The following is a 12,461-nucleotide window of genomic DNA, read 5'->3' on the forward strand; positions in this document are numbered from 1 at the left end:
AATTAATATCTTCTCTGTTGTACCTGAGGGCCTTTTTTTAGTTGGGCCTTCATCATAGTGATCTGTTCTTTCAACATTCCCTGTTTGTCAAGCTTCTTTGCTTCAATAAGCAGCCTTTCTGCTTCAATCTTACGGTTCTTACTCATTGCTATACCTGCAAGATTAAGTTTTGCCATTGCAAGATCCTGATCCATATTAAGGCCAAGCTCTACCGCTTTTTTAAGGTATTTCTCGGCAGCGTTAAGATTGGTTTGCGATAACATTAGTCCGTTAAGGTAATTATAGTAACCCTGTTGTTTGCGCACAAGTGCAGTTTCAGGATTCTTTATTTTATTAAGAATTTTGGTAGCTCCGTCAAAATCCTGTTTTCTTAGTTTAAGAAAAGCAAGAAGTATATATTCATTTTTAAAATACAATAGTATAACCAGTGCGGTAATAAGGAGTAAAAAAATGCCGTTTCCTATGTTGCCTTCTGTAAATTGCCATACGGCTGTGATAACTAATAAAGCTGCAATTGCAAGCTTGATATTTTTATTAAACATAATTTTGTTTTATTTTTGCGACTGCAAAGGTAAGAAAACCGAATAAAAGGAATTGCAAAATATTTTTCAAAAACTACTTGCAGACAAAAAAAACCTTTGTATATTTGCACGCGGTTTTGGAAAGATGGTCTTCCTGATGCCCGAGAAAAGATATTCACTAAGATTTAAAGATACAAAGCAATGAGCAAGAGAACATTTCAACCATCGAAAAGAAAAAGAAGAAACAAACACGGCTTTATGGAAAGAATGGCTTCTGCCAACGGAAGAAAAGTACTTGCCCGCAGGAGAGCTAAAGGAAGACATAGATTAACTGTTTCCAGCGAACCAAGACATAAAAAATAATGTTTATATTAAACATACATAAAGGTGTTACTTATTTTTAGTAACGCCTTTTTTTATACCTAATCAAAAATTAGCCCCCATTATAAGGGGGATTTTTTTGAAAATAAAACACTAAATTTGCAAACGCTTCCGCAGGGGAGTAAATTTTAATACAACTTCAAAGAATACGATGCCTAAAGACACTTCAATTAAATCAATTTTAATTATCGGTTCAGGACCTATCATCATTGGTCAGGCCTGCGAATTTGACTATGCCGGCTCTCAGGCCGCACGATCTATTAATGAAGAAGGTATAGAGGTTATACTTATAAACTCTAATCCGGCTACCATAATGACAGACCCTTCGATGGCTGACCACGTGTATCTGAAACCGCTTACCACAAAATCTATTGTGGAGATATTGAAGGCACATCCGAACATTGATGCAGTTCTTCCTACTATGGGAGGGCAAACAGCACTTAACCTTTGCCTTGAAGCCGAAGAAAAAGGAATTTGGGCCGATTTTAACGTAAGGCTTATAGGTGTTGATATTAATGCAATTAACATTACAGAAGACAGGGAGCAGTTTAAACAGCTTCTTGAAAAAATAGGCATTCCTGCCGCACCTGCCAAAACAGCCAATTCTTTCCTTAAAGGAAAAGAGATTGCTCAGGAGTTTGGTTTTCCTTTAGTTATTCGCCCATCATTTACACTGGGTGGTACAGGCGCAGCTTTTGTGCACCAAAAAGAAGATTTTGACGAATTACTTACACGCGGACTTGAAGCTTCGCCTATACATGAAGTCCTTATAGATAAAGCTCTTTTAGGATGGAAAGAATATGAGTTAGAGCTCCTTCGCGATAAAAACGATAATGTAGTTATTATCTGTTCTATCGAAAATATGGACCCTATGGGTATTCATACGGGAGATAGTATAACGGTAGCACCAGCAATGACATTATCTGATACAACTTATCAGAAAATGAGGGATATGGCTATCAAGATGATGAGAAGCATAGGAAACTTTGCCGGAGGATGTAATGTACAGTTTGCGGTTAGCCCGGATGAAAAAGAAGATATCGTAGCTATTGAGATTAACCCAAGGGTGTCAAGATCTTCGGCTCTTGCTTCTAAAGCTACAGGTTACCCGATTGCTAAAATAGCTTCTAAGCTGGCTCTTGGATACAGCCTGGACGAACTTCAAAACCAGATTACAAAATCAACTTCAGCTTTATTTGAGCCTACACTTGACTATGTTATTGTAAAAATACCACGCTGGAACTTTGATAAATTTGAAGGCGCAGACAGAACACTTGGACTGCAGATGAAATCTGTAGGAGAGGTAATGGGTATAGGACGCTCTTTCCAGGAAGCACTTCATAAAGCTACCCAGTCTCTTGAAATTAAACGTAACGGGCTTGGTGCCGACGGTAAAGGATATACTAACTACGAACAGATTATAGATAAGCTTACTCATGCCAGCTGGGACAGGGTGTTTGTAATTTATGATGCAATTGCAATGGGTATTCCGTTGAGCCGTATTCATGAAATTACTAAGATAGACATGTGGTTCCTTAAGCAGTATGAAGAGCTTTATCTTCTTGAAAAAGAAATCTCTACCTTCAAGATAGATGACCTTCCTAAAGACCTGCTTCTTGAAGCAAAACAAAAAGGTTTCGCCGACAGGCAGATAGCACACATGATGGGCTGCCTTGAAAGTCAGGTGTATAATAAGCGTGAAGAAATGGGCGTTAAGCGTGTTTATAAGCTGGTAGATACCTGCGCAGCAGAATTTGAAGCTAAAACACCTTACTACTACTCAACTTTTGAAGCTGAGATTGAAAAGGCAGACGGTACAAAATATGTAAGCAACGAAAGTGTTGTTTCAGACAGGAAAAAAGTTGTGGTTCTTGGTTCCGGCCCTAACAGGATAGGACAGGGGATAGAGTTTGACTACTCTTGTGTACACGGTGTACTTGCCGCTGCAGAATGTGGTTATGAAACTATAATGATAAACTGTAACCCTGAAACCGTATCTACTGATTTTGATACAGCCGACAAGTTATACTTTGAACCTGTATTCTGGGAACACATTTACGACATTATCAGACATGAAAAACCGGAAGGTGTTATAGTACAGCTTGGAGGGCAGACAGCTCTTAAGCTTGCTGAAAAACTTGACAGATACGGTATAAAAATACTGGGTACAAGCTTTGATGCGCTTGACCTTGCTGAAGACAGAGGACGTTTCTCTGACCTGCTTACTGAACTTGGAATTCCTTTCCCTAAATTTGGTATAGCTGAAAGTGCAGATGAAGCTTCTAAACTTGCAGATTCATTAGACTTCCCGTTACTTGTAAGGCCATCTTATGTACTTGGCGGACAGGGAATGAAAATTGTGATTAACAAGCAGGAGCTTGAAGAGCACGTTATAGACCTTCTTAAGAGTATTCCGGGTAACAAACTGCTGCTTGATCATTACCTTGACGGAGCAATTGAAGCTGAGGCTGATGCAATATGTGATGGTGAAAATGTTTACATTATCGGTATCATGGAGCATATAGAGCCTTGTGGTGTACACTCTGGCGATAGTAATGCTACATTGCCTCCGTTCAATCTTGGAGAGTTTGTAATGCAGCAAATAAAAGACCACACTAAAAAAATCGCAATAGCGCTTAAAACGTTAGGCCTTATAAACATACAGTTTGCAATTAAAGATGATACGGTTTATATTATCGAAGCTAACCCGAGAGCGTCACGTACAGTGCCGTTTATCGCGAAAGCTTACGGAGAGCCTTATGTAAACTATGCAACTAAAGTAATGTTAGGACACAATAAAGTAACTGACTTTAACTTTAACCCGCAGCTTAAAGGATTTGCCATTAAACAACCGGTATTCTCTTTCAATAAATTTCCGGGTGTTAATAAGCAATTAGGTCCTGAAATGAAATCTACAGGTGAAAGCATCCTGTTTATTGAAGATCTTAAAGATGACCAGTTCTACGAACTGTACTCAAGAAGAAAAATGTATCTGAGCAGATAATCACTGCCTGCATAATACTAAAAAGCGCTCTACAGTTAGTTGTAGGGCGCTTTTTTTATGGTTTCATTCTAACGATAATTTTATCCAGTCTTCGTTTATTGTATTGCTGCAATAGCGGTGGGTACAAGTGAAAGATAATGTTACAGATAAAAAGGGGAATAATTAAACCTGTACGATAGTTTGAGATATATAAGATTGGCAATAATAGTAATATTAATATAAAGCAGATAAGGTGGCTGATTTCTGCATAGGTCATTTCTTTTCTTACTTGAATAAGTGTTTCCCTGTTCCTTTCTTTAACTGTTAGAAGAGGATTAAATTTACCCCAAAAAGAATGCAGTATAATATATTTAAGCACAAATATTCCCAAAATCCGGTTTGCTTTTTCCTGTCTTACAAAATTGAAATTCGTAAGTGTATTATAAAATCGCTTGTGTTTAATGGCATTGTTAATGAGTAGGCCGAAAACTGAAAATCCGAATGCTACAAATACCGCTGTAAATATATTGTATAAAATCATATGTAAGATAAACCCCAAATTTATATATAAATTTAGAAATTTCTTATTTATTATTTTATGTTTATTTAATTATAAGTTATTGTAAACAAATTACTTCTATATTTGTTAAAAATATCTTAAAAACACTATGAATAAAATTTTACTTCTTTTCCGAAAGAACGCTCTTTTAGTAGTATTACTATTAGGAGCCGTTTCGTATGGTCAGGTAAACTTTACTGACAGTAACCTGCCTATTTTTATTATTACTACAGATATTGATCCTGATACAGGAGAGCCTATAGAAATTCCAGATGATCCTAAAGTATGGGCCAGCCTTAAAGTTATTTATCATTCTGACGGCAGCCGTAATTATATGACAGATGCAGATATAGAAGAATTTCTTAATTACAATGCACGTATTAAAATTGAACTTCGCGGCTCAAGTTCGCAGATACTTGAAAAAAAACAGTATGGATGGACGACTTATGATAATGAAGGCACAAAACAAAAAGTAAGCCTTTTAGGGATGCCAAAAGAAAACGACTGGATATTAAACGGACTGGCTTTTGACGGATCATTAATGCGCGATTATATTAATTATAATCTTGCCAGAAGTATTGGACAGTATGCTACACGAACACAATATTGTGAAGTGGTAATTAATGGTGATTACAGAGGGCTTTATATTCTTCAGGAAAAAATTAAGGATGACTCTAACCGCGTTAACATTGATAAAATCAGTGATGACGATATTACAGGCGGTTATATAACAAAAGCTGATAAAGATACCGGAGGTGACCCTATTGCCTGGACAATGGATTCATATGCCGGCTTTACAGATTTTATTCATGAGCTGCCTAAACCTGAAGATGTTACTGAAGCACAGGCTAATTATATACATTCTCAATTTACAAATCTTGAAACTACAGCGGGAGAGCATAACCACGATGCTGCAACCGGCTATCCTTCAATAATTGATATACCTACATTTGTCGATTTTATGATCGTTAATGAATTTTCATCTAATGTAGATGCTTATCAGATAAGTACATTTTTTCATAAAGACAGGGGCGGTAAATTGAGGGCAGGGCCTGTATGGGATTTTAATCTTAGTCTTGGCTTGGATGTATTTGAAGACAGAAGTAAAACGGATGTATGGCAGTTTAGCAATGGCGATAATGAGGGAGCAAAATTCTGGACAGATCTTTTTAATGATGATACTTACAAATGTTATTTTGCCAAACGCTGGAATCAGCTTACTATGGAAGGAGAGCCTTTAAATTATAATAGTCTTTCTGATTTTATTGATGCAACTATAGTATTAATTGAAGAGGCTTCTGAAAGAGAACAGCTGCGTTGGGGTACAGTACCAGACCTTGAAGGTGAAACAAATGCAATTAAAGATTTTATACAGGCGAGACTGCTTTGGATAACAGAACACGCAGGCAGTTTTACGGGATGCAGTGATGTTGAGGTTCCTTCTTTAGTTATAAGTAAAATTAATTATAATCCAGGAGAGACAGATGAGTTTCCTGAATCGGATGATCAGGAATTTATTGAAATTACCAATACGGAATCTGCTGCGGTTGATCTTACAGGTATATATTTAAGTGAACTTGGAGTTTCTTATCAGTTTCCTGCAAATACAAGTATTGAAGCAGGAGAAAAAATATATATAGTGAGTAATGCTGATATATTTGAAGCTAAATATGGTATAACTGCTTTTGGAGAGTTTGTTAGAAATATGTCTAACAGTAATCAGAATCTGGTACTTTCTGATGCATTTGGTAATAAGATAGATGAGGTACATTATTTTGACAGCGAACCATGGCCGGATGCTGATGGGAATGGTAAATTTCTTACACTAACAGATGTTACATCTGATAATACCCTTGCATCAAGCTGGATGGCAGTTGACGAAACTTTACTTTCTATCAACTCATTTACAGATCCGGCTGCTATAATTGTATATCCTAACCCTGTAAACGAAAGACTTACAATTTCTTCTGATAAAATGCTTAGAAATATTGAAGTATATGACATTTATGGAAAGCAGCTTCAAAATTTACATTTAAATTCAAACTCAATTGTTGTTAACTTTGCACAATATGCGTCAGGCATCTATTTCATAAAAATAGACGGTGAGATCGGAACCCTGACGCGAAAAATTGTAAGGCAGTAATTGATATATGAAGCTATTTAGCAGTATAAACGAAAAAGCAAAATCAAGTGATAATACCGGCTTTGGCAGTAACCCTTCGCGTTACGGAGGCCGGTTTGTAAACAAAGACGGCTCCGCTAATGTAGAAAAGCGCGGGCTGTCTTTTTTTTCAAGAATAAGCTGGTACCATACCATGCTTAAAATGTCAGGTTGGAAATTTTTGGGTATCCTTTTGGCATTTTATGCGGGTATCAACTTCATATTTGCATGTTTATATTATCTTATTGGTATAGAATATCTTAACGGAGTAGATGGGACCGGTTCTGAAATCTTAAAATTTGGAAAGGCCTATTTTTTTAGTGCGCAAACCTTTACTACTGTAGGTTATGGACATATAAGTCCTAATGGATTTTTAACCAGTGCACTTGCTGCAACCGAGGCTCTTACAGGGTTATTATGTTTTGCTATAGCAACAGGTTTATTTTATGGTAGGTTTAGCAGACCAGTAGCTTATATTAAGTTTTCTCATAATGCTATTATTGCCCCTTATAAAGGAGGCAAAGGACTTATGATTCGTATGGCGCCATATAAAAACACAAATATTATTGATGCCCACGCAAGAATAACTGTAGGTATAAGTGTTGAGGAGAATGGCGAGTTTGTAAATAAATTTTATAATCTTCATCTTGAAATAGATCATATAAATTCATTGTCATTAAGCTGGACATTAGTACATAAAATTGATGAAAAAAGTCCTTTTTATGGTTTTACAAAAGAAGATTTTGAAAATGCTGAAGGAGAAATTATTTTATATGTACGCGCATTTGACGATCTTTTCAGTGCAACCGTAACAACCAGTACTTCTTATACTTTTAATGAAATTGTTTACGGAGCTAAATTTGTTTTAATGTACTCCGAAAATGAGGATGATACTAAAACAATTTTGGAGCTTGATAAACTGGACACTTTTACAATGGCTAATGTAAATTAGATTATTCTTCAAATACTAAATGGTATCCTGTAAATACTAATTCATAGTTGGTTATTACTCAACAGTAGCTCTTTATTATTGTTAAAAGAGTGTACTTTGTGTAAAATAAATACAAAATTATGAAAGGAAAATTACTTTTAGGGATGCTTTTAGCTTCTTTAGGGCTAAGTGCCCAGACAACACATCATATCGACTGGTTTATGGGAGTTAGCAATACAGCTGCCAGTATGACCATAGATCAAGGCGATACAGTTATGTGGACATGGACAGATAATCTGCCTCATACAGTGAGCAGTACGACAGGTACCGAAACTTTTGATAGTGGCACGCTTACAGGTAACGGCCAAACATTTTCTCATGTTTTTGATAATGTTGGTGAAACAAATTACAAATGTAATATTCATGCTATGATGCAGGGAGCAATAACTGTAGATGCTGTTGCAGGAATTAAAGATAATCAGGCAATTATATTTGAATATTTTCCAAATCCCGTTACCGACATTCTAACAATTAATGCTAAAGATACTATTGATCATATTGAAATATATGATGTTAATGGTAAAGAGGTTATGAACTCTGAATCAGGAAACCGAACAAGTAAAATATATATGTCTAACTATAGGGCAGGAACCTATTTTGTAAAAGTATTTACAGGTAATGAATCTAAAAGCATTACAATTGTAAAAAACTAAACTAACGAATGATAAGTGTGTTTTTAGATAAAAAATCCCCAATCGTTTTCATGATAGGGGATTTTTTTATTTATTAAACTATATTAGCTTTTCTTTAAAAGGACTTTTTCCTGAGTAAACTGATAGGCAGCATCAAGAAAATCTACCATATTTTTCCAGTTGGCATTAGGCTCAAAGTAATTTGCATAGTATTTATAGGTATTTACAATAAGTTTGTTTCCTTCAATTTTTGCAGAGCTTTCAAAACCACCGGTAGTATTTTCTACTTTTTTATTCAGCTTGTCTAATCCGGATACGGTATAACCATCAGGAATAGTAAACACTATTTCATTTTTAAAAGAACGCGGAAAAGCCATGTAAATATTGTTTGTTCTTTTATTCTCTTTTTCTTCAATTTCGGCCTGCTGTCCAATTAGTTTGCCAATTTCAAAAACATAATTTGTGCCGGCTTTTTTAAGCAGGTTGTTTTTAACGGTAAAGTTCTCATTAAAGCTGAAAGGAGTACTTTTCCCAAAACGTCCTGTATTTGTTATGCTTAAAGAATGATCGTCAATTTCAAAACCAAATTCTGCTTCGGTTGATTTTTTAAATTCTTCCTTCTGCTTTTCTTTTAGTTTATTTTTAAGTGCGTCAAACTCATTAGTGTACTGCTCTCTCCTCTTTTTACTTTTTACTAAGTTTAGCAGAGGCTCAGTACCATACTTATCGTAGTCTTCAGTTACATAATCAAAAAAGTACATTTTATCAGGTTGTTCTGTATCTTTATTATGGCCGTAAAGTGAAGATTCTTTTTCTATTTTTAATGAAGCAAAATCAGGATCGATACTTACGCTTACTTTTCCAACAGTTTGATTATCTTTATAGGTAGATGATGGAAGTTTAATAGTTTCTATATCGCTGACTTTTTTCCGCTTCACAACATGCAGCGCATAGGCATCACTGTTTTCAACGCTGTAACTTATCTGGTCAGCATTTGTATAAGGATTAAAAAAGTGTACGTAAACAGGGTTTTCTGTATTCACTTTAAGCATCACCGCTGCGTTGTTTTCTATAAGCAGGTCTTTAATTGGCCCATTACCTCTTGGCGTTGCGATAATTATATCATAATCTATTTTATAATCTTTTAAGAACGCCATAAAATGGTTTATAAACTGTATCTCGGTATTAAAAAATATTGGGTAATTGCCATATAAGTCAAATGGATACATAATATTAGCCTCTTTTATTACAAAGGCTTCAACATACCTTGTATAATATTGGTGTCTCATATAGTAGTAAACTTCCCTAACCTTTTCTTCATCATTTTTAAAGGTTTTGCCTTTTAAAAATTTAAAAATATCCCCCAGGTCGCCAAAAGGCTTAAATTTCTTTTCATAATAGTTAAAAACATCAGTTTCGGAAACTGTTTTTTTAATAATACTCTCTTTCTCCGGTAGAAATGCTGTAGCTCTGGCTTCAAAGTTTCCATTACGTGCAAAGTAAACCTGGAATTTATAGCATGGTAATTCGGCAAGTGGATAAAACCATCTTGGAAAATCATTTTTATCAATATCTGTAGCTATAAGCTCATACTTACGGTCACCGCCTTTCGTTTGTATTTGTTTTAGTTCCGGAGCACCATTATAAGTATTGAAGTTTACAAAAAAATCATTTTCAGTTGTAAAGGTAAGTTTCAAATCCATAATAGGATAAGTGTCTCCCAATGTGTTCTCTTCCGGTTCAAAACCATATTCAGCAGCCATTTTAAAAGGCTCCACAGCATAATAATAGTAATCTAATATATCGCCCGGTTCAAGATTTGGTATGGCTATTTTCTTTTTATCATCTGCCTTAACGGCTTCTTCGTCAACATTAATTATTTTTTCAGACCCATCAGGTTTTACTACTTTAATACCAATTATATTAGTTCCTTTTCTTAATGAAAATCCTCTTGAAGAATAAAAGCGGTCTTTAAACGAAAATTCTGAAAATTCTGTAATAGCAGCCTGATCCTGAAGTTTTATCCTTTTTCTGATAGAAGAAGTGTAGGTAATATTTGTTCCGAACTTATGGAAGTCATAATTTTCATTTTTGTAGATTACAACAGCCGATTCGTTTTTCCATTTATCAGGAATAGTCATAGCTGATTTGTAGGCATCATCTTTGCCCCAAAACAATTCCTGCACTTCATCTTTTTTCTGGGCATTAGCCATGCAGCCGTATAAATACAGCAATACAATTAAAAATCGGGTTTTCATTAGCTTTTGGTTAGGGTGATTTGGTCGTTATAAAGTTTTTTAAGGCTTTCTATAGATTGATTCCAGTTTTGAAAATCTGCCTTTTTAATTGTACCGTTATTTATTGTAAAACGCTTCTTATAAACAATAGTATTACCTTTTTGTTCATATGAAATATTCATACTGTAAGCATCATTTTTTGCAGTATAGGATTCAGGAAGGCGTGATACTTTATACCCTGCCGGTATTTCTAACGTAATTACAGATTCATAATCTTTTTTAAAGCTGAATTCATAATCTCTTTTTCGCTCTTTGAAATCAAGGTTGCTAAACTCCTCCATATAGTCAAGGTCAACATACATTTCGTTGTCGAAAGATGAAACCCTGTTCTTTAAATTTGCATTATACTCCATGGTAAGGGTTTTGTCCCTGTCAGTCAGGTCTGAAGTTATAATGTTTGAAACCGAGAAGTTTTTATCGCCTCGTGATATATAATACTGTAGTGCATTCTCTTTTTTGTCTTTTCTGATATTGTTATAACCATAAAGAAAAGAAGCGCGGCTTTCTCCTTTCATATTTCCGCTTACTTTTCCAACCAGTGCTTCATCTTCAACGTGAAAAGTGGAGGTATATATCTCTTTATTGGCAGAAGCTGTAAGTACAGGAACTTTCTCAATTATAAACTTATCACCATCTTCAATCATTACCTCTTTACCCTGTATTCTGTCAGCATATTCTCCAAATGAATTATATTTTTCTGTTCCGTCCAGGAAATATTTTTTGCCATCTTTAAAAAGGGTACATATCATATGATTATCTACTACTAAAGAAGGAATACTGTAATTGTAAGCAATATGTTTTGTACCTATCCACGTAAGTCTTGCGTCAAACCCAGCTTCTTTAAGCATTTGTCGGGTTAAGTTGGCCATACCTTTACAATCTCCATAACGTTTCTGGAAAACGTTTTGCGATGCATCAGGTTTAAACCCTGCAAGTCCGTCTTCAAAGGCTATATAACGTATATTGTCCTGAACCCAATAGTAAATATTTTTTATTTTTTCTTCATCAGTTTTCGCATTAGCTGTAAGCTCATTTACTTTGTCTTTTAGCGCAGAAGGATTTTCATCCATACTGTCTACAAGTGATTTATACCATTTATAAAGGTCTGCTGTAGAGTTGAAAAGTGTAGTTTTGGTATTGTTTCTGGTATACGATTTTGCAATTACAAGCAGGTGCGGATAATAGTAACTCATACCCGGGGCATTATCATCTTTTGCAATAGCATCTGTATTTTCAAGCGTATAAGTGTAAATAGTACTTTTGCTTTTTGCATCAGTTTTTTGTGTTTTTTTAATATCGAATCCCTGGAAGTTGAATTCTTTTATTTCGATTTCAAGCCAGTCAGGTACAACAATTGTAAATTCCTTTTTTAAGGTAGGGTAGGTATCATGAAAATAAAGTGTAGTAAAGTACTTTACATCCTTATAATTTTTGGTAAGCTCATAATTGTAGGTATAACCCTGTACAGGAAAATCTACATTCATGTATTTTACCCTGTAATCATTAAAGAACAAATCATCGCTTTTATAAAATTCATCCTTTACAGCAAATCCTGCTGCCTTATCATTACGATACTTAATCTTAAAATCTTCAAGTTCTGACTCACTGTCGTAAAACTCATATTTCTGAATATCTGCCCTGTGGTTAATATTCATCATTTTTTCTTCAATGCTGTGTTTTACAGTAACATTATCTTTAAAGTCAAATGTTACTTTTTCAGAGCCATTTAGTATTACAACATCATCTTTAGTGTATTTATCCCGTAATTTTTTTGCAAGAGCAATATCTTCAGGAGTGGGGTCAATGTTCTTTTGAGCTGTTACAAACTGCAGGGCTGTAACAAGCAGAATAATAGTAAAATGGATGCGTTTCATGGTTGGTTTTAAACCCGCAATATATAAAAATTTCTAATATCGGTTTAACATTTTTTTATGTT

The 12,461-nt window shown here is 35.0% G+C and carries 9 protein-coding genes; 5 read left to right on the forward strand and 4 right to left on the reverse strand.

Annotation, left to right across the window (positions count from 1 at the left end; translation table 11 throughout):
• Window positions 1-2: 2 nt before the first annotated feature.
• Entirely contained in the window at window positions 3-542 is a 540-nt protein-coding gene (locus NHE85_RS10585; RefSeq protein WP_252811997.1) for a DUF2892 domain-containing protein, read from the reverse strand.
• A 180-nt stretch (window positions 543-722) separates the two neighbouring features.
• Between NHE85_RS10585 and rpmH the strand changes: the two genes are divergently transcribed.
• The gene (gene rpmH / locus NHE85_RS10590) at window positions 723-884 is read left to right on the forward strand and encodes a 50S ribosomal protein L34 (RefSeq protein ID WP_252811998.1); all 162 of its coding nucleotides are present in this window, start codon (window positions 723-725) and stop codon (window positions 882-884) included.
• Between the two features lie 169 nt (window positions 885-1,053).
• Window positions 1,054-3,906, forward strand: a complete 2,853-nt coding sequence (gene carB / locus NHE85_RS10595; RefSeq protein ID WP_252811999.1) for a carbamoyl-phosphate synthase large subunit — start codon at window positions 1,054-1,056, stop codon at window positions 3,904-3,906.
• Between the two features lie 55 nt (window positions 3,907-3,961).
• Here carB and NHE85_RS16840 read toward each other — a convergent pair whose 3' ends face one another.
• Window positions 3,962-4,426 (reverse strand): hypothetical protein, encoded by a 465-nt coding sequence (locus tag NHE85_RS16840; RefSeq protein ID WP_374676561.1) that lies wholly within the window; start codon window positions 4,424-4,426, stop codon window positions 3,962-3,964.
• 127 nt (window positions 4,427-4,553) lie between these two features.
• Between NHE85_RS16840 and NHE85_RS10600 the strand changes: the two genes are divergently transcribed.
• The 3 genes from NHE85_RS10600 (at window position 4,554) to NHE85_RS10610 (ending at window position 8,249) form a co-directional block, all read left to right on the forward strand.
• Window positions 4,554-6,587, forward strand: a complete 2,034-nt coding sequence (locus NHE85_RS10600) for a CotH kinase family protein (RefSeq protein WP_252812000.1) — start codon at window positions 4,554-4,556, stop codon at window positions 6,585-6,587.
• Window positions 6,588-6,594: 7 nt separating this feature from the next.
• Window positions 6,595-7,557, forward strand: coding sequence for an ion channel (locus NHE85_RS10605; RefSeq protein ID WP_252812001.1), 963 nt, complete (start codon window positions 6,595-6,597; stop codon window positions 7,555-7,557).
• 119 nt (window positions 7,558-7,676) lie between these two features.
• The gene (locus NHE85_RS10610; protein ID WP_252812002.1) at window positions 7,677-8,249 is read left to right on the forward strand and encodes a T9SS type A sorting domain-containing protein; all 573 of its coding nucleotides are present in this window, start codon (window positions 7,677-7,679) and stop codon (window positions 8,247-8,249) included.
• A gap of 83 nt (window positions 8,250-8,332) precedes the next feature.
• Here the strand turns inward: NHE85_RS10610 and NHE85_RS10615 are convergent, their stop codons facing one another.
• Window positions 8,333-10,486, reverse strand: coding sequence for a DUF3857 domain-containing protein (locus NHE85_RS10615; protein WP_252812003.1), 2,154 nt, complete (start codon window positions 10,484-10,486; stop codon window positions 8,333-8,335).
• Complete coding sequence (locus NHE85_RS10620) at window positions 10,486-12,399, reverse strand: transglutaminase family protein (protein WP_252812004.1); 1,914 nt, start codon at window positions 12,397-12,399, stop codon at window positions 10,486-10,488. The genes NHE85_RS10615 and NHE85_RS10620 overlap by 1 nt, the downstream gene beginning before the upstream one ends.
• Window positions 12,400-12,461: the final 62 nt, after the last annotated feature.

Origin of the sequence: Flavobacterium sp. NRK1, assembly GCF_024054175.1 — a bacterium.
In the GTDB taxonomy this organism is placed as follows: domain Bacteria; phylum Bacteroidota; class Bacteroidia; order Flavobacteriales; family Flavobacteriaceae; genus Flavobacterium.